The organism is uncultured Streptococcus sp. (genome assembly GCF_963511325.1).
Lineage (GTDB): Bacteria > Bacillota > Bacilli > Lactobacillales > Streptococcaceae > Streptococcus.
In genome coordinates, this window is the sequence record NZ_CAUPII010000004.1 from 68,375 (window position 1) to 85,956 (window position 17,582).

The 17,582-nt window shown below is 41.1% G+C and carries 19 protein-coding genes; 3 read left to right on the forward strand and 16 right to left on the reverse strand.

What is annotated here, in order from left to right:
* Positions 1-42: 42 nt before the first annotated feature.
* From RQ973_RS02245 to RQ973_RS02315, 15 genes are all read right to left on the reverse strand, one after another.
* On the reverse strand, positions 43-768 hold the full coding sequence (locus tag RQ973_RS02245; RefSeq protein WP_311522611.1) for a type II CAAX endopeptidase family protein: 726 nt from the start codon (positions 766-768) through the stop codon (positions 43-45).
* A 384-nt stretch (positions 769-1,152) separates the two neighbouring features.
* The gene (locus RQ973_RS02250; protein WP_311522612.1) at positions 1,153-1,920 is read right to left on the reverse strand and encodes an acetyl-CoA carboxylase carboxyl transferase subunit alpha; all 768 of its coding nucleotides are present in this window, start codon (positions 1,918-1,920) and stop codon (positions 1,153-1,155) included.
* On the reverse strand, positions 1,920-2,783 hold the full coding sequence (gene accD / locus RQ973_RS02255; protein WP_311522613.1) for an acetyl-CoA carboxylase, carboxyltransferase subunit beta: 864 nt from the start codon (positions 2,781-2,783) through the stop codon (positions 1,920-1,922). Before accD ends, RQ973_RS02250 begins: the two co-directional genes overlap by 1 nt.
* A 185-nt stretch (positions 2,784-2,968) precedes the next feature.
* Entirely contained in the window at positions 2,969-4,336 is a 1,368-nt protein-coding gene (accC, locus tag RQ973_RS02260; protein WP_311522614.1) for an acetyl-CoA carboxylase biotin carboxylase subunit, read from the reverse strand.
* An 11-nt stretch (positions 4,337-4,347) separates the two neighbouring features.
* Positions 4,348-4,770 (reverse strand): 3-hydroxyacyl-ACP dehydratase FabZ, encoded by a 423-nt coding sequence (fabZ, locus tag RQ973_RS02265; RefSeq protein ID WP_000565515.1) that lies wholly within the window; start codon positions 4,768-4,770, stop codon positions 4,348-4,350.
* Complete coding sequence (gene accB / locus RQ973_RS02270; RefSeq protein ID WP_311522615.1) at positions 4,767-5,207, reverse strand: acetyl-CoA carboxylase biotin carboxyl carrier protein; 441 nt, start codon at positions 5,205-5,207, stop codon at positions 4,767-4,769. The genes fabZ and accB overlap by 4 nt, the downstream gene beginning before the upstream one ends.
* A 2-nt stretch (positions 5,208-5,209) precedes the next feature.
* Entirely contained in the window at positions 5,210-6,445 is a 1,236-nt protein-coding gene (fabF, locus tag RQ973_RS02275) for a beta-ketoacyl-ACP synthase II (RefSeq protein ID WP_311522616.1), read from the reverse strand.
* Positions 6,446-6,467: 22 nt separating this feature from the next.
* On the reverse strand, positions 6,468-7,202 hold the full coding sequence (gene fabG / locus RQ973_RS02280) for a 3-oxoacyl-[acyl-carrier-protein] reductase (RefSeq protein ID WP_248034678.1): 735 nt from the start codon (positions 7,200-7,202) through the stop codon (positions 6,468-6,470).
* Positions 7,203-7,235: 33 nt separating this feature from the next.
* Positions 7,236-8,156: an ACP S-malonyltransferase gene (fabD, locus tag RQ973_RS02285; RefSeq protein WP_311522617.1), complete on the reverse strand. Its 921-nt coding sequence runs from the start codon at positions 8,154-8,156 to the stop codon at positions 7,236-7,238.
* Positions 8,149-9,123: an enoyl-[acyl-carrier-protein] reductase FabK gene (gene fabK / locus RQ973_RS02290; RefSeq protein ID WP_311522618.1), complete on the reverse strand. Its 975-nt coding sequence runs from the start codon at positions 9,121-9,123 to the stop codon at positions 8,149-8,151. The genes fabD and fabK overlap by 8 nt, the downstream gene beginning before the upstream one ends.
* Before the next feature lie 116 nt (positions 9,124-9,239).
* A complete protein-coding gene (locus RQ973_RS02295) occupies positions 9,240-9,464 on the reverse strand; it encodes an acyl carrier protein (RefSeq protein WP_000257838.1) in 225 nt (74 codons plus the stop codon).
* Positions 9,465-9,520: 56 nt separating this feature from the next.
* Positions 9,521-10,495: a beta-ketoacyl-ACP synthase III gene (locus RQ973_RS02300; protein ID WP_248034681.1), complete on the reverse strand. Its 975-nt coding sequence runs from the start codon at positions 10,493-10,495 to the stop codon at positions 9,521-9,523.
* A complete protein-coding gene (locus tag RQ973_RS02305) occupies positions 10,495-10,929 on the reverse strand; it encodes a MarR family winged helix-turn-helix transcriptional regulator (RefSeq protein WP_075232026.1) in 435 nt (144 codons plus the stop codon). Before RQ973_RS02305 ends, RQ973_RS02300 begins: the two co-directional genes overlap by 1 nt.
* A gap of 92 nt (positions 10,930-11,021) precedes the next feature.
* Entirely contained in the window at positions 11,022-11,807 is a 786-nt protein-coding gene (locus tag RQ973_RS02310; protein WP_311522619.1) for an enoyl-CoA hydratase, read from the reverse strand.
* Positions 11,808-11,917: 110 nt separating this feature from the next.
* Entirely contained in the window at positions 11,918-12,430 is a 513-nt protein-coding gene (locus tag RQ973_RS02315) for a hypothetical protein (RefSeq protein WP_311522620.1), read from the reverse strand.
* Between the two features lie 201 nt (positions 12,431-12,631).
* Here RQ973_RS02315 and RQ973_RS02320 point away from each other — a divergent pair, with 201 nt between their 5' ends.
* The 3 genes from RQ973_RS02320 to serS all read left to right on the forward strand — a co-directional run bounded on the left by RQ973_RS02320 (position 12,632) and on the right by serS (position 15,858).
* Entirely contained in the window at positions 12,632-13,996 is a 1,365-nt protein-coding gene (locus tag RQ973_RS02320; RefSeq protein WP_311522621.1) for an aspartate kinase, read from the forward strand.
* A gap of 2 nt (positions 13,997-13,998) precedes the next feature.
* Positions 13,999-14,370 (forward strand): DUF956 family protein, encoded by a 372-nt coding sequence (locus tag RQ973_RS02325; protein ID WP_049508922.1) that lies wholly within the window; start codon positions 13,999-14,001, stop codon positions 14,368-14,370.
* 213 nt (positions 14,371-14,583) lie between these two features.
* Positions 14,584-15,858 carry a serine--tRNA ligase gene (gene serS / locus RQ973_RS02330; RefSeq protein WP_000884217.1) on the forward strand — a complete coding sequence of 425 codons (1,275 nt, stop codon included), beginning with the start codon at positions 14,584-14,586 and terminating at the stop codon, positions 15,856-15,858.
* A gap of 98 nt (positions 15,859-15,956) precedes the next feature.
* Here serS and groL read toward each other — a convergent pair whose 3' ends face one another.
* The gene (gene groL / locus RQ973_RS02335) at positions 15,957-17,576 is read right to left on the reverse strand and encodes a chaperonin GroEL (protein WP_061862700.1); all 1,620 of its coding nucleotides are present in this window, start codon (positions 17,574-17,576) and stop codon (positions 15,957-15,959) included.
* Between the last annotated feature and the right edge of the window lie 6 nt (positions 17,577-17,582).

A 17,582-nucleotide genomic window follows, 5' to 3' on the forward strand; every position in this document is an offset into this window, starting at 1 on the left:
AAGTGTTTGACAGTTATCAAACACTTTTTTCTTTGCCTTCCACTATCTAAAAAAGTGATAATAGACATAATTATAAACAAATATCCAGATGGGCTTGGCATAAGTGAGAAAGTTGAAAAAACTATGGCATAGGATTGTAATTCTCAGGTTCTTTGTCCAACGGTAGACAAGGGCATAGAAGAGACCGCCTAAACTATAAATGATCAAACTGATAGGATCTCGGTGAGTTAAGATCAAATGACTAAGTCCAAAGATAAGAGCAGATAGGATAACATCCAGATAGTACTTGGACTGGGGGAAAAAGGTATTCATAAAGTACCCTCTATGAATCAGTTCCTCCAATATAGGTCCGACGACTACTGTTAAACTAAAACTGAGAACAGTTGATAGAAAAGTTGGTTGTCCATTTGAATACAAGGCTGAAAGAAGGTCTTGAAAGATATACTTGTTATCAATGAAGTGATGAAACTGTAACTGAAAAGCATCCACCAATTGACGATCAAAATAAGTAGCCACTAGACCAACTACAAGGTAAAAGAATCTTGACTTCTTTGAACCCTTTTTTTCAAAAATATAGAGCATCTCTTTCTTTTTGAGCCAGTAGATAAATAATAGCAAAATAGCTATTACTTCAACTGTTAAAAAGATAGAATAGCCATTTATCCCCCATCCTAAAAACTTAGTCAGATGCACAATCCCTAACTCTGGTAGATAAACCGATAGAAATACCAGTAAGATAAAGACTCCAAAATGCCAAAGTTTTTTCATACTCATTCCTTAAAAAAATTAAAATTACCTTGATGGAGGGAAAAATTAACACCCCCCTATTCAGTTTATCAGTTATATACTGACATAGCACAGCATAAAATCTATAAAAACTTATACTCTTCGAAAATCAAATTCAAACCACATCAGCTTCACCTTGCCGTACTCAAGTACAGCCTTCGGCTAGCTTCCTAGTTTGCTCTTTGATTTTCATTGAGTATTAATCTATTCTCTGTAGCACTTATAGATTATCATTCCTTATTATAAAATATACATCTTTTTTAAACGCCCCTCAGTTCCATTTCCTCAACTGTCAATTATTAATCCTGAAATGTCTTTTTTTATAGAAGCTAAAAAGCTAGAACCACTTTTGTTCTAGCTTTCTTTTTAATATTTTCTAAAGCGTTGGTAACGTTCTTCAATGAGTTGATCTAGCGGAAGTTTGCCAAGTGCATCGAGTTCTGCTTGGAGTTGTTCCTTCACTTGCTTGATTAAATCTTTGCTTGAAAGACCAACTTCAGAAATAACCTTATCTACAACTTGCATATCCAACAACTCATACGAGGTGATTTTCATCAACTCAGCTGCTTCCATGGCGCGAGTTCCATCTTTCCATAAGATAGAAGCAAATCCTTCAGGACTCAGTACGGCATAGATGGAATTTTCAAGCATCCAAACACGGTCAGCTACTGCAAGGGCAAGGGCACCACCAGATCCACCTTCACCGATAATAATCGCAATGATGGGAACTTTTAAATCAGTCATTTCAAAGATGTTACGGGCAATAGCTTCACCTTGACCCCGTTCTTCTGCTCCTACACCAGGATAGGCTCCCGCAGTATTGATAAAGGTAACAACTGGACGACCAAACTTTTCAGCTTGCTTCATCAAACGAAGGGCCTTGCGGTAGCCTTCTGGATGGGGTTGTCCAAAGTTACGGTTAAGATTATCTTGTAAACTTTTACCTTTTTGGATTCCAACTACAGTTACTGCTTGGTCTCCCAACCATCCGATACCACCAATAACAGCACCATCATCTCTGAAAGAGCGATCCCCATGTAGCTCCACAAAGTCATCAAAAATTCCTGTTGCGAAGTCCAAGGCAGTTAAGCGGGTTTGTTCGCGTGCTTCTCTGACGATTTTCGCTATATTCATCAACGATCCCCCTTATGCAACCTTACTAATCGAGCAATCGTATCTGGCAATTCTCGCCGTTTAATAATTGCATCCACAAAACCATGTTCCAGTAAAAACTCTGCTTTCTGGAAATCCTCTGGTAAGTCTTCCCTTACCGTATTTTCAATCACACGGCGTCCAGCAAAACCTACCAAACTTTGGGGTTCTGCCAAGATGATATCCCCTTCCATAGCGAAGGAAGCTGTTACTCCTCCAGTAGTCGGGTCAGTAAGGATTGTCAGATAAAAGAGACCTGCATTGGAATGACGTTTGACTGCGGCAGAGATTTTGGCCATCTGCATCAAGCTCATGATTCCTTCTTGCATGCGTGCTCCACCAGAAGCTGTAAACAATACGACAGGTAATTTTTCAGCGGTCGCATATTCGAACAAGCGGGTAATTTTTTCACCAACAACTGTCCCCATTGAAGCCATGATAAAGTTAGAATCCATGATGCCAAGGGCAACCTTCTCTCCCTTAATCAAAGCTGTTCCTGTTACAACAGCCTCATCAAGACCTGTCTTTTCACGCATCAAAGTCAATTTTTTACGATAGCCTGGAAAATTCAAAGGATCCTGAGTCTCAATCCCTTTAAACATTTCCAAAAACGTACCCATATCAATGGTTAAAGCTAAACGCTCTTGAGCTGAAATACGGAAGGTATAGCCACAGTGAGGGCATATACGCTCACTCCCCAAGTCCTTTTGGTAAATCGTATATTTGCAACCTGGACATTGGGAGAAGAGCTCATCTGGAACCTCTGGTTTGATCTGAGGTTGATTTACAGTCGAACGATTGGGATTGATTCGAATATATTTATCTTTTTTACTAAATAGAGCCATACATCCCCCTTTTCGGTCTTATACTATTCTTATACTCAATGAAAATCAAAGAGCAAACTAGGAAGCTAGCTGCAGGTTGCTCAAAGCACTGCTTTGAGGTTGTAGATAAGACTGACGAAGTCAGTCACATATATAATCCAAGGCGAAGCTGACGCGGTTTGAAGAGATTTTCGAAGAGTATTACATTATTCTTTTTCTTGATAGTGTGGTAAGAAAGTTTCCATCAAGAATGAAGTATCGTAGTCCCCTGCTATCACTCGACGATCTGAAATCAGATCCAGTTGGAAATCAGCATTGGTGACCACCCCTTCAATTTCGAGTTCATAAAGAGCTCGTTGCATTTTCATGAGTGCATCAAAACGATTTTCACCATGAACAATAATTTTAGCAATCATACTATCATAGTATGGCGGAATGGTATAACCAGGATAGACTGCTGAATCCACACGCAAGCCCACACCACCACTTGGTAGATAAAGATTGGTAATCTTACCTGGACTTGGTGCAAAATTAAAGGCTGGGTTTTCCGCATTGATACGGCACTCAATAGCATGTCCTTTTAGAACAATATCTTCCTGCTTCAAAGTCAATGGTTGACCTGCTGCGATACGGATTTGTTCCTTGACAATATCCACACCAGAAACAAATTCGGTTACTGGATGTTCTACTTGGATACGCGTATTCATCTCCATAAAGTAGAATTTACCACTTGCTTCATCTAGTAAGAATTCAATGGTACCAGCGTTTTCGTAGCCTACAGACTCCGCTGCACGTACTGCCGCTGCACCAATTTCATTACGAAGGGTTTTTCCAATAGCAATCGAAGGACTTTCTTCTAAAACCTTTTGGTTATTCCGTTGAAGCGAACAGTCACGCTCACCTAGGTGAATAACATGACCCATCTGGTCAGCAAGAATCTGTACTTCAATATGGCGAGCAGGATAGATCACACGCTCAAGGTACATCGCTCCATTACCAAAGTTGGCTTTGGCTTCACTAGAGGCTGTTTCAAAGGCTGACACGAGATCTTCTGCTTTTTCAACCTTACGAATCCCTTTTCCACCACCTCCAGCTGAAGCTTTCAGCATAACTGGATAACCAATTTTTTCAGCAATAGCAAGAGCCTCTTCTGCAGTATGGACTTCTCCATCTGAACCCGGAATGACGGGAACATTAGCCTTAATCATTTGAGCACGGGCGTTAATTTTATCTCCCATGATATCCATGACACGAGCTGATGGTCCGATAAATTTAATCCCAACTTCTTCACACATGGTTGCAAATTTGGAATTTTCACTTAAAAAGCCAAATCCAGGGTGAATGGCTTCAGCTTCAGTCAAGACCGCAGCTGAAAGGATGGCATTGATGTTCAGATAAGATTCTGTAGCCTTCCCAGGGCCGATACAGATAGCCTCATCAGCCAAAAGCGTGTGGAGAGCTTCCTTGTCAGCAGTCGAATAGACAGCGACTGTTGCAATTCCTAATTCTCGTGCCGCACGAATAATACGAACAGCGATTTCACCACGATTGGCAATTAAAATCTTACGAAACATGGAAAACCTCCCTAGTTTCCAATAGCAAAGGTCAGAGTACCGCTTGCTGCAAGCTTACCATCTACTTCTGCCTTCGCTTCTACTACGGCGATTGTGCCACGACGTTTGACAAAAGTTGCTGTCATGACAAGCTGATCACCAGGAACAACTTGTTTTTTAAATTTAACTTTGTCCATACCAGCGTAGAAGACCAGCTTCCCTTTGTTTTCAGGTTTTGATAATTCCAAAACACCTGCTGTTTGTGCCAAAGCTTCCATAATGAGGACTCCAGGCATAACTGGGTATTGAGGAAAATGACCATTGAAGAAAGGTTCGTTAATCGTCACATTTTTAATAGCAACAATGGTATCTTCGCTAACTTCTAAGACACGATCCACTAAGAGCATGGGATAACGGTGTGGCAAAGCTTCTTTAATTCCTTGAATATCAATCATTTGATACGTACCAAGCCTTTCCCAAACTCAACCATTTCTTCATTTTCAACTAGAATTTCTGTTACAACACCATCTTTAGGTGCTGGAATTTCATTCATGATCTTCATGGCTTCGATGATGACCAAGGTTTGGCCTTTTTTAACAGTATCACCGACTGAAACAAAATTAGATTTGTCTGGTCCGGCAGCCAAGTAAGCAACTCCGACAAGTGGACTTTCTACAAGGTCCCCCTCAGCTACAGATTCACTAGCACTTGATTCTGAAACTACTTCTACAACTGGTGTAGTTTGAGCTTGAGGTGCTTGACTTGCTTCTGCAACAAGTTTTGCTTCATTTTTGCTGAAGACCAACTCATCCGTTCCATTTTTATAAGAAAATTCTCTCAAGCTCGACTGGTCAAACTGCGCCATCAAGTCTTTGATTTCATTTAAATTCATCTTTACTTATTCTCCCAACGTTTGAAAACAAGGACTGCATTATGCCCACCAAATCCAAAGGTATTTGAGATAGCACATGGAATTTCACGTTCCAAGCCTTGTCCATAAATAACGTTTGCTTCGATATAGTCTGATAATTCTTTCGTTCCGGCTGTCATTGGAACATAGCTCTGACGAATAGCTTCAATAGTAGCAATGGCTTCAACAGCCCCTGCTGCTCCCAGCAAATGACCTGTGAAGGATTTGGTTGAAGAAACTGGAACATCCTTACCTAGAACAGATACAATCGCTCCACTTTCTCCCTTTTCATTGGCAGGAGTCGAGGTTCCATGAGCATTGACATAGGCTACTTGGTCTGGAGAAATCTCAGCTTCTTCCAAGGCTAATTTGATAGCCTTAATAGCTCCTTGTCCTTCTGGATGTGGTGAAGTCATATGGTAGGCATCACAAGTGTTACCGTAACCAACAACTTCAGCTAAGATAGTTGCACCACGTTTTTCAGCATGCTCTAAACTTTCAAGTACCAACATACCTGATCCTTCACCCATGACAAATCCATTACGATCCTTATCAAATGGAATAGAAGCACGAGTTGGGTCCTCTGTTGTTGAAAGAGCTGTTAAGGCTTGGAAACCTGCAATCGCAAATGGAGTAATAGAAGCCTCAGAACCACCAACTAGCATAACATCTTGGTAACCAAACTTGATGGAACGAAAGGCATCCCCAATTGCATCATTTGAAGAAGCACAAGCAGTATTGATAGATTTACAAACACCGTTTGCTCCAAAACGCATAGCAACATTTCCTGATGCCATATTTGGTAAAGCTTTTGGAAGTGTCAATGGTTTTACACGTTTTGGTCCCTTATCATGAAGTCGAAGCACTTGATCTTCGATTTCCTTGATTCCACCGATACCTGAAGCAACGATGACACCAAAGCGGTCTCTATCAAGAGTCTCTACATCAAGATTAGCATTGTTCACTGCTTCTTGTGCTGCATATAGTGCATATAAAGAATAAGCATCAAAACGGTTGGTATCTTTTTTTACAAAATATTTGTCAAAAGGAAAATCCTGGATTTCTGCCGCATTATGCACCGCAAATTCACTATGATCAAACTTGGTGATTTCAGCAATTCCGATTTTTCCAGTTGTCAAACTATTCCAAAATTCTTCTGGTGTATTTCCGATTGGAGATGTCACTCCATAACCTGTCACTACTACTCGATTCAGTTTCATTCTTCTACCTCTATTTTAACTCTTATTGCATAGTTAGTCCACCATCAATTGCAATGACTTGTCCTGTTAGATAATCTTGACTAGCCAGAAAGGCTGTCACATCAGCAACCTGCTCAGCTTGGCCAAATTGTTTCATCGGAATTTGTGCCAACATGGCATCCTTTACTTTATCTGTCAAGACTGCGGTCATATCCGATTCAATCATCCCTGGCGCAATAGCATTGACACGTACATTGCGATTGGCAACCTCACGTGCTACTGATTTAGTAAATCCAATCAAACCAGCTTTGGATGCGGCGTAGTTGGCTTGACCGATATTTCCCATGAGACCAACAACACTAGACATATTGATGATAGCACCTTCGCGTGCTTTTATCATCGGTTTTAAGACTGATTGTGTCATATTGAAAGCCCCTGTCAAATTGACTTTCAAGACCTTCTCAAAATCTTCTTCTGTCATCTTGAGCATGAGAGTATCTTGAGTAATCCCAGCATTATTAACGAGGACATCAACTGAACCCAGCTCTTCAATGGCTTGGTCTACCATACGTTTTGCGTCCGCAAAATCAGACACGTCACCAGAAATAGCAAGAACCTTCACCCCGTATGGTTTAAATTCGGCAAGAAGTTCCTCGGAGATTTCACCACGACTATTCAAAACAACATTGGCTCCCAAGCTGGCAAATTTATGAGCAATGGCGAGACCAATTCCTCGACTTGAGCCTGTAATAAAGACATTTTTCTGTTCTAGTTTCATGTTTCTCCTTTCAGAACTTCTACCTCATGAAATTTAATTCTCTAGAAGTGCTTCTAAGCTTGCTTGATCTTCCACATTAGCAAGTTGAGCTGTTTTATCAATCTTTTTGACGAATCCTGACAAAACTTTACCAGGTCCAATCTCGATAAAACGAGTGACACCCGCTTCTTGCATGACTGCAATACTTTCATAAAAGCGAACGGGTTCCTTAACTTGACGAGTCAGGAGTTCTGCAATGCGTTCTTTTTCCACGACCTTTGCTTCTGTATTGCCAACAAGTGGACAAGCAAAGTCACTAAACTCAACATCTTCTAGGGCTTGAGCTAATTTCTGACTAGCAAATTTCAATAAAGCTGTATGGAAAGGTCCAGAAACATTTAGCGGAATTAAGCGTTTTGCTCCTGCTTCTTGCAAGAGTTCAACTGCACGATCCACAGCAACCACCTCACCACCAATAACAATCTGGCTTGGGGTATTGTAGTTAGCTGGAGTCACAACACCAAGTTGAGAAGCTTCTTGACAAGCTTGTTCAATTACTTCAACCGGTGTATTAAGCACAGCTACCATTTTCCCTGATCCTGCTGGTGCCGCTTCTTCCATATAAGCTCCACGTTTAGCAACTAGAGCCACTGCATCTTCAAAATCCAAGGCACCACTAGCTACCAGGGCAGAATATTCTCCAAGAGACAAACCTGCCACCATATCAGGCTGATAACCTTTCTCCTTTAGTAGTCGGTAAATAGCAACGGACGTAGCTAAAATAGCTGGTTGCGTGTAACGAGTCTGATTTAGCTTTGTTTCATCATTATCAATCAAGTCACGAAGGTCATAACCTAAGACCTGACTCGCTTGGTCAATTGTTTCCTTGACGATAGCATATTGATCATAGAGTTCACGGCCCATTCCAAGGTACTGGGCTCCTTGACCTGCAAATAGAAAGGCTGTTTTAGTCATTTCTTTTAACTCCTGCCCAACGAGCGGCTTCTGCTTGAATTTTTTCAGCTGCACCGTAGTAAATATCTTTTAAGATTTCTTCAACCGTTTCTTCTTTAGAAACCAAACCGGCAATCTGACCAGCCATCACCGAGCCACCATCCACATCACCGTGGACAACTGCTTTAGCTAAGGCTCCTGCACCCATCTGTTCAAAAATTTCTAAATCTGGATTTTCCTGTTTAAAGGCATCTTTTTCAGCTTGTTCAAAATCACGGGTCAATTTATTTTTAATAGCCCGAACTGCGTGTCCAAAATGTTGTGCTGAGATAGTTGTGTCAATATCACGAGCTTTTAAAATTTTAGCTTTATAGTTTGGATGGGCGTTTGATTCTTTAGCAACTACAAAACGAGTTCCTACTTGCACAGCTTCTGCACCGAGCATAAAGCCAGCAGCGGCTCCCTCACCGTCTGCAATGCCTCCAGCTGCAATAACAGGGATAGAAACAACAGCTGCAACTTGACGAACCAAGGTCATAGTTGTTAGTTTACCGATGTGTCCACCTGCTTCCATACCTTCTGCAATAACAGCATCTGCACCGATTTTTTCCATCCGTTTAGCCAAAGCTACGCTAGGAACTACAGGAATAACGGTGATTCCTGCTTCATGAAATCGATCCATATATTTACTTGGGTTTCCTGCACCAGTTGTGACTACCTTAACCCCTTCTTCAATGACGAGGTCAACAATATCATCAACAAATGGAGACAGAAGCATAATGTTGACACCAAAAGGCTTATCTGTTAAAGATTTAATCTTATCGATATTAGCTTTAACCACTTCTTTAGGAGCATTTCCTCCACCGATGATACCTAGACCACCTGCTTTTGAAACAGCTCCAGCAAGGTCACCATCTGCAACCCAGGCCATTCCCCCTTGAAAGATAGGATATTTAATGTTCAATAATTCTGTAATACGTGTTTTCATAGTGCCTCCATGAGTCTTGCTTAGGTAATAGTTCGACCACATTATACTTTGACTGTCAAACTATTACCTGAACAAGAGGGAGCGGGTTCCCCCTACTCCTTCTTCATTTATTTTAATTATTTTGTTTGCTCTTCAACGTAGGCAACCAAGTCACCAACTGTTTTCAAGTCATCTTCTGCTTCGATTTGAATATCAAAAGCATCTTCAATTTCTGAGATTACTTGGAACAAGTCCAATGAATCTGCATCCAAATCATCAAAAGTAGATTCAAGTGTTACTTCTGATGCATCTTTTCCAAGTTCTTCAACGATAATTTCTTGTACTTTTTCAAATACTGCCATGATAGACTCCTTTAAAATAAATAGTTTTTATAACAATGTGTTCACCACATGATTACCTAAATTGTAACAATAAGCGTGCCCCATGTCAAACCTCCGCCGAAGCCTGACAAGAGAATTTTTTGGCTTCCATCCAAACGAATGAGCCCTTCCTCTACACACTCTGAAAGTAGAATCGGAATACTTGCCGCACTGGTATTTCCATACTTGGTCATATTGGCAGGAAGCTTGTCTCGATCTACACCGATCTTTCTAGCCATTTTATCTAGAATGCGGATATTAGCTTGGTGAAGCAGGAGATAATCTAGTTCTTCTGCCGACAGAGGACTCTCTTCTATGGTATTTTTTATAGACTTAGCAACATCTCGAATCGCAAAATCAAAAACTGCTCGGCCGTCCATTCTCAAGAAAGCATCTGGATTTTCTTGAACTGAAAATGGCGAAGTCAAGCCTGTCTGCCCATAGGTCAAGCACTCACTACGTGAACCATCGCTATTGAGACTCTCCGCTAGGAAATGTTGCTTATCGCTTGCTTCTAACAAGACGCCACCAGCTCCATCTCCAAATAGGACAGCTGTTGAACGATCTGTCCAGTCCAAGGTTTTGGACATAGTTTCACTACCGATGACCAAGCCCTTGCCAAATCGTCCAGATGATATGAATTTCTCAGCAGTTGAAAGGGCAAAGGTGAAACCACTACAAGCGGCAGTTAGATCAAATGCAAAGGCCTTACGAGCACCAATACGAGCCTGTACACGTGCTGCAGTAGAAGGCATCATTGAGTCAGGTGTCATCGTAGCTAGGATGATAAAATCCAACTCTTCCGCAGAAATCCCTGACTTCTCTAGGAGTTGTTTTGCAACTTCCGTTGCCAAATCTCCTGTTGATTCTGTCTTAGAAATGCGACGTTCCTTAATCCCAGTTCGACTTGAAATCCATTCATCACTCGTATCCATAACCTGAGCCAAATCTTCATTTGTGACAATCTGCTCTGGAACATAATGAGCAACCTGGCTTATTTTCGCAAAAGCCATTATTTCAAATCCTCCAAAAATTGATAAAGATTGGTCAAACCTTTACTCATGACATCCATTTCCTCTGGGCTCATGCCTTCGATGATCCTTTCGACCATGGCCTTGTGAAAACGTCTATGGAGCCGATGTACCAAGCGACCTTTCTTTGTCAAATGCAGATGTACTACACGACGATCCTGATCTGATCGCAAGCGCTCGATATAACCTTTTCGTTCCAAGTTGTTCAAGCTAGTTGTCACGGTTCCTAGAGTTACCATCAACTCTTTGGACACTTGACTTGGAGTCACATCTGGAAACTTGCCAATCACATCGATCGTGTGCATTTCCTTGATGGAGATATCCTTGAAACGACTACCTCTCAAACTCACTTCCTCAATCACAAGGACGTTATTAAAAATAGATGTTAAATAGTCATTGATCCGTTGGTAGTCCAATTTTCTTCCCTCCCTCATCAAAAAAAGTTTAACTATCAAAACATTTGACAAAAAAAGTATATCAAACTTCAAAGAATTGCGCAAGTATTTTATTATTTCCCCAAAAATTTTGGACGTCTTCTTTCAGAATGTGCACGAACACCTTCTTTGAAATCCTCCGTATAAGATAGAGATTTTTGCAATTCCAATTCTAGCTGTGCGTACTCGTGCCACTGCTTAAACTCGCTCTCCCAGACTAACTTCTTAATAGCAGCATAGGAGTTAGAGGAGCCTCTTCTCAACTTCTTCAACAATTGTTCTCTTGTCTTTTCCAGTTGATCACTAGCACACATACGATAGACAGCACCTGCTTCTAAAGCATTCTCAGCTGTAAAAGCTTCACCGGTCATGGCAAGCTGCGTTGCCCGAGTCGTTCCTAGCGATCGTGTCAGCAAGAATAAACCTCCCGCGTCTGGAGCCAAGCCCACACCTACAAAGGCCTGGATGAATTTAGCTCTGTCAGAAGCAATACAGAAATCAACTGCCAAGGCCATATTAGCCGCAGCTCCAGCAGCTGCTCCATCCACTTCCATGATGACAGGCTTAGGAATTTGCTTCATTTTATAAGAAATGGCATTGACTAATTCTGCAATCTGAGCCAAGGATGCAATATCATCCTCATCGACAGCTCGTCTCATCTCTACCAAGTCCCCTCCGACAGAAAAAACCTTGCCTCTTGCATTGATAAGAATATAGGAAACAGCACTATCTTTTCCAGCTAATTCTAAGGCTTCTAAAATTTCCTGACACATAGGAATATGAAAACCATTGGCCACCTCAGGACGATTTAAAGTTAGTATCGCTAAATCGCCTTGAACTTGATAGAGAATATGATCCATAACCACTCCTTTAAATTTACAACGAAGATTAAATTGTTTTATTTTCAAATTATATCTTTTTCCAGCTTATAAGACAAGAGAAAAATCGACCGAAAGTGTATCGGCCGATTTTAAAAACTTAGTTTGGTCTCTAAAAATACAGGAAAACCAGTACTTGTATCATCCATGAAGTCATAAATGACTTCAAGCATCCGCCCTCCTTCTCTTTGATAGAGTTGTTCTTGATTGGAGCCTTTATGGTAGAATTCTCCTGAAACCATGTAAAAAACACGATTTGGATCTTCAAGGTAGGCAAAAAGATTTCCTGTAAAAGGAGTTTCCTTATCCCCGTCCTTGTTGACCAAACTTGTAGCTAAGAGTTTCGTGATTCCTCTAAATTGTCCACTCTCATCTGTTTGACAGTAAAACTTGACTCTAGCTTCATAGTTAGGATTGACGATAATCTTTTCAGAGAGAATTCGATAAGTCCTTGACTTACTATCTGATAAGCCGATAGACAAGATAATTTTAGCCCTCTCAACTGAAATCTGACCTTCCTGAGCATATTCAATAGCTAATTCTTCTCCGGTCAAACGACAACTGGGAAGAGGTTGAGACCTTGCTCCGATATTTGTAGGAATCATCACGAAGGTAAGGACTAGTATTAAACAAAACACTCTTTTAATCATCTTTCCCAACTCCTTTCATCAGAAGAGTTTTCCCCTACACCTTTATTATAAGCTTTCCTGATGAGACATTCAAACAATTATATAGGAAATTTTCCAGATTGAAAAAAGCCCCTCTTTCTGCTATAATCGTATAAAATACTTACTTTAGGAGTTCTTATGAAGGTTGTTAAATTTGGTGGAAGCTCGCTTGCCTCTGCTAGTCAATTAGAAAAAGTTTTAAATATTGTCAAAAGTGACCCAGAACGTCGTTTTGTGGTTGTATCTGCCCCTGGTAAACGTAATTCTGAAGATACTAAGGTTACAGATGCCTTGATTAAATACTACCGCGACTATGTAGCTGGTAACGATATCAGTAAACGTCAAAACTGGATTATTGATCGTTATGCTGCCATGGTTAGCGAATTAGGTCTTAAACCAGCCGTTTTAGATAAAATTTCAAAAAGCATTCGCTCTCTAGCTACTCTTCCAATTGAAGATAATAAGTTTCTTTACGATACCTTCCTTGCTGCAGGGGAAAACAACAATGCCAAATTGATTGCAGCCTACTTTAACCAAAATGGCTTGGAAGCGCGTTATGTTCATCCTAGAGAAGCTGGTATCGTTGTGACAAGCGAACCTGGAAATGCACGTATCATCCCATCAAGTTACGATAAAATCGAGGAATTGACAAATTCAACTGAAGTTCTTGTTATCCCTGGTTTCTTCGGTGTTACGAAAGAAGATCAAATTTGTACCTTCTCACGTGGGGGTTCAGATATCACTGGTTCTATCATCGCTGCTGGTGTCAAGGCTGACCTCTATGAAAACTTTACTGATGTAGATGGAATCTTTGCAGCTCACCCTGGTATTATCCATAAGCCACACTCTATCCCTGAATTGACTTACCGTGAAATGCGTGAATTGGCCTATGCTGGATTCTCTGTACTACACGATGAAGCACTTCTACCTGCCTACCGTGGAAAAATTCCTCTTGTCATTAAAAATACCAACAATCCAGACCACCCAGGTACTCGCATTGTGCTACAACATAGCAGCGACAAATTCCCAGTTGTTGGGATCGCTGGTGATTCTGGCTTTGTCAGCATTAATATGTCTAAGTATCTCATGAACCGCGAAATCGGTTTTGGTCGTAAAGTTCTTCAGATTCTTGAGGACCTTAATATTGGTTGGGAACACATGCCAACTGGTATCGATGACCTGTCTATCATCTTACGTTCACGAGAATTGACTCCGATCAAGGAAGAAGAAATCCTTCGTCAGTTAGTCCAAAAAGCAGAGGTAGACCACGCTGAAATCGAACACGACCTCTCTATCATTATGATTGTTGGGGAAAAAATGAAGCGTCATATCGGGGTAACTGCTACAGCCACTCGTGCCTTATCTGAAAACAACATCAACATCCAAATGATGTCACAAGGTTCTAGTGAAGTTTCTATCATGTTTGTTGTCCATAAAGACCAAGAAAAAGCCGCTCTTAAATCTCTCTATCAAGCATTTTTCGGTGAAAATAAGGAAGACTAAATATGGCACAATCCCTCAACAAGGTCGTCGACTTGCAAACAACTGGAACTTCCTATCTCTCCATTACAGGAAAGGTTGGAAAATTTCTGGTTGGAGATCATGCGCTAGAATTTTACGCAGATCGAAATGTCGAGGACTATATTCAAATTCCATGGTCCAGCATTAATCAAATCGGAGCCAATGTTTCAGGCCGCAAGGTTAGTCGTCATTTTGAAATCTTTACAGATCAAGGAAAATTTCTCTTCGCCTCAAAAGACTCTGGAAAAATTCTTAAAATAGCTCGTGAAAAACTGGGAAATGACAAGGTAGTCAAACTTCCTACCTTAGTCCAAATCATTGGTCGAAAAATTAAAAATCTATTTGCAAAAAAATAGAAAGTTTAGTATAATCATAGAAACGGATAAGTAGGTTACTTACTTCTTTCAGAAAGTCTGCGGGTGCTGCGAGCAGATAGAAGATTTAATTGAAATTCTACCGTTGTTACAAACTAAATACATAATCAAGTGCACACCTGTGAAGTTGGATGGAACCGTGGCCCTGCCACTCCAACGCTTTGTCGGGTGTGCTTTTTTCATAAAGGAGTTTATATGTTAGATATCAAACGTATTCGTACAGACTTTGATGCTGTCGCAGAAAAACTAGCTACACGTGGTGTAGATGCTGCTATCTTGAACGAGATGAAAGAAATCGATGCCAAACGACGTGACATCTTGGTCAAGGTTGAAACTCTCAAGGCTGAACGTAACACAGTTTCTGCTGAGATTGCACAAGCTAAACGTAACAAGGAAAATGCCGATGACAAGATTGCTGCGATGCAAACCCTCTCTGCCGAGGTAAAAGCTCTTGATGCAGAATTGGCTGAAATCGATGCTAAATTGACAGAATTTACCACTACACTTCCAAATATCCCAGCTGATAGCGTGCCTATCGGTGCAGACGAAGATGATAATGTAGAAGTTCGCCGTTGGGGAACTCCTCGCGAGTTCGACTTTGAACCAAAAGCTCACTGGGATCTAGGTGAAGATCTTGGTATTCTTGACTGGGAACGTGGTGGGAAGGTAACTGGAGCGCGCTTCCTCTTCTATAAAGGCCTCGGGGCTCGTTTGGAACGTGCTATCTACAACTTTATGTTGGATGAACATGGAAAAGAAGGCTACACTGAAGTCATCACACCTTACATGGTTAACCATGATTCTATGTTCGGTACAGGACAATATCCAAAATTCAAAGAAGATACATTTGAATTGAAAGATACGAACTACGTCCTCATTCCTACAGCTGAAGTTCCTCTGACCAACTACTACCGTGATGAAATTCTTGATGGAAAAGACTTGCCAATCTACTTTACTGCTATGAGCCCATCATTCCGTTCTGAAGCTGGTTCAGCTGGTCGTGATACTCGTGGTTTGATTCGTTTACACCAATTCCACAAGGTAGAAATGGTGAAATTTGCTAAACCTGAAGAATCATATGAAGAACTTGAAAAGATGACAGCTAACGCTGAAAATATCCTTCAAAAACTCAACCTTCCATACCGTGTAGTTGCTCTTTCTACAGGAGACATGGGCTTCTCTGCTGCTAAGACTTATGACTTGGAAGTATGGATTCCTGCGCAAAATACTTATCGTGAAATCTCAAGCTGTTCAAATACAGAAGATTTCCAAGCTCGTCGTGCCCAAATCCGTTACCGTGATGAAGCCGATGGTAAGGTTAAACTTCTTCATACTTTGAATGGTTCTGGACTTGCTGTTGGACGTACAGTCGCTGCTATCCTTGAAAACTATCAAAACGAAGATGGTTCTGTGACCATTCCAGAAGTTCTTCGTCCATACATGGGTGGAGCTGAAGTTATCAAACCATAATTAAATAGATGTAAAAAGAGGAGGCTGAGCTTCCTCTTTTTGAGTAATTCAAAAGAAACAGGTAGAAATCTTTCATTCTACCTGTTTTTATTTATTTCCTAGTAGCCACCCATCATAGATGGATCCATAGCTGGCGCTGGTGCAGCGGGTTCTGGTTTGTTAGCTACGACTGCTTCTGTTGTTAGAATCAAGCTTGCTACTGAAGCTGCGTTCTGAAGGGCTGAACGGCTAACCTTAACAGGATCGATAATTCCTGCTTCAATCATGTTGACCCATTCACCTGTTGCAGCATTGAAGCCTGTTCCAAGCTCTGCATTTTTCAAACGATCGATAACAATTGAACCTTCATAACCTGCATTGTAAGCGATTTGACGTACAGGTTCTTCCAAGGCACGAAGAACAATGTTACGTCCTGTTGCTTCATCACCTTCTAACTCCAAGGCCGCAACAGCAGAGATAACATTGACAAGGGCAGTACCACCACCTGCAACGATACCTTCTTCAACGGCTGCGCGAGTCGCATTGAGGGCATCTTCGATGCGGAGTTTCATTTCTTTCAATTCTGTTTCTGTTGCAGCACCAACCTTGATAACTGCTACCCCACCTGATAACTTAGCCAAGCGTTCTTGGAGTTTTTCACGGTCGAATTCTGAAGTTGTTGTTTCAATTTGTGATTTGATAACAGCAACACGATTAGCAATTGCTTCAGGATTACCTGCACCTTCTACAATGACTGTGCTATCTTTATCGACAGACACTTTGGCTGCTTGACCAAGAGCCTCGATAGTAGCATCTTTCAACTCAAGACCAAGGTCTTCGGTGATAACTGTTCCGCCTGTCAAGATAGCGATGTCTTCCAACATTGCTTTACGACGGTCACCGAAACCAGGAGCCTTAACAGCAACTACGTTGAAAGTTCCACGAATCTTATTCAAGACAAGTGTTGGTAGAGCTTCACCGTCAACATCATCAGCAATAATCAAGAGCGGACGGCTACTTTGAAGGATACTTTCTAGAAGTGGCAAGATTTCTTGGATATTTGAAATTTTCTTGTCAGTGATTAAAATGTATGGATTTTCAAGGTCTGCAACCATTTTTTCATTGTCAGTGACCATGTACTGCGATAGATAACCACGGTCAAATTGCATTCCTTCTACGACTTCAAGCTCTGTTTCCATACCACGTGATTCTTCAATAGTGATAACACCATCTTTACCAACTTTTTCCATGGCTTCAGAGATGTACTCACCTACTTTTTCAGAACGAGAGGATACAGCAGCAACCTGCGCGATAGCTTCTTTGTTGGCAACAGGAATGGCATTGTTTTTCAAGGCTTCTACAGCTGTAGCAACCGCTGCTTCAATCCCCCGACGAATACCGATTGGATTTGCTCCTGCTGTAACGTTTTTGATTCCTTCACGAACGATCGCCTGTGTCAAGACTGTTGCAGTAGTTGTCCCGTCACCAGCGATATCATTAGTCTTAGAAGCTACTTCTGATACCAATTTGGCACCCATATTTTCAAAATGGTCTTCTAGTTCAATTTCTTTAGCGATGGTCACACCGTCGTTGGTAATCAATGGTGAACCGAATGATTTTTCAAGAACAACGTTACGTCCTTTAGGCCCCAAGGTTACTTTAACTGTATCAGCTAGGATATCAACACCACGGACCATAGCTGAACGTGCATCAGATGAAAATTTAATCTCTTTTGACATACTTAC

Bases quoted from the DNA above. Each gene is read 5' to 3' on its own strand.
- RQ973_RS02300 (WP_248034681.1), bottom strand. From the start codon at position 10,495: ATGGCTTTTGCGAAAATAAGCCAGGTTGCTCATTATGTTCCAGAGCAG.
- fabF (WP_311522616.1), bottom strand. From the start codon at position 6,445: ATGAAACTGAATCGAGTAGTAGTGACAGGTTATGGAGTGACATCTCCA.
- RQ973_RS02245 (WP_311522611.1), bottom strand. From the start codon at position 768: ATGAAAAAACTTTGGCATTTTGGAGTCTTTATCTTACTGGTATTTCTA.
- fabG (WP_248034678.1), bottom strand. From the start codon at position 7,202: ATGAAACTAGAACAGAAAAATGTCTTTATTACAGGCTCAAGTCGAGGA.
- groL (WP_061862700.1), bottom strand. From the start codon at position 17,576: ATGTCAAAAGAGATTAAATTTTCATCTGATGCACGTTCAGCTATGGTC.
- fabZ (WP_000565515.1), bottom strand. From the start codon at position 4,770: ATGATTGATATTCAAGGAATTAAAGAAGCTTTGCCACACCGTTATCCC.
- accB (WP_311522615.1), bottom strand. From the start codon at position 5,207: ATGAATTTAAATGAAATCAAAGACTTGATGGCGCAGTTTGACCAGTCG.
- serS (WP_000884217.1), top strand. From the start codon at position 14,584: ATGTTAGATATCAAACGTATTCGTACAGACTTTGATGCTGTCGCAGAA.
- RQ973_RS02250 (WP_311522612.1), bottom strand. From the start codon at position 1,920: ATGAATATAGCGAAAATCGTCAGAGAAGCACGCGAACAAACCCGCTTA.
- RQ973_RS02325 (WP_049508922.1), top strand. From the start codon at position 13,999: ATGGCACAATCCCTCAACAAGGTCGTCGACTTGCAAACAACTGGAACT.
- RQ973_RS02310 (WP_311522619.1), bottom strand. From the start codon at position 11,807: ATGGATCATATTCTCTATCAAGTTCAAGGCGATTTAGCGATACTAACT.
- RQ973_RS02295 (WP_000257838.1), bottom strand. From the start codon at position 9,464: ATGGCAGTATTTGAAAAAGTACAAGAAATTATCGTTGAAGAACTTGGA.
- RQ973_RS02320 (WP_311522621.1), top strand. From the start codon at position 12,632: ATGAAGGTTGTTAAATTTGGTGGAAGCTCGCTTGCCTCTGCTAGTCAA.
- fabK (WP_311522618.1), bottom strand. From the start codon at position 9,123: ATGAAAACACGTATTACAGAATTATTGAACATTAAATATCCTATCTTT.
- fabD (WP_311522617.1), bottom strand. From the start codon at position 8,156: ATGACTAAAACAGCCTTTCTATTTGCAGGTCAAGGAGCCCAGTACCTT.
- accD (WP_311522613.1), bottom strand. From the start codon at position 2,783: ATGGCTCTATTTAGTAAAAAAGATAAATATATTCGAATCAATCCCAAT.
- RQ973_RS02315 (WP_311522620.1), bottom strand. From the start codon at position 12,430: ATGATTCCTACAAATATCGGAGCAAGGTCTCAACCTCTTCCCAGTTGT.
- accC (WP_311522614.1), bottom strand. From the start codon at position 4,336: ATGTTTCGTAAGATTTTAATTGCCAATCGTGGTGAAATCGCTGTTCGT.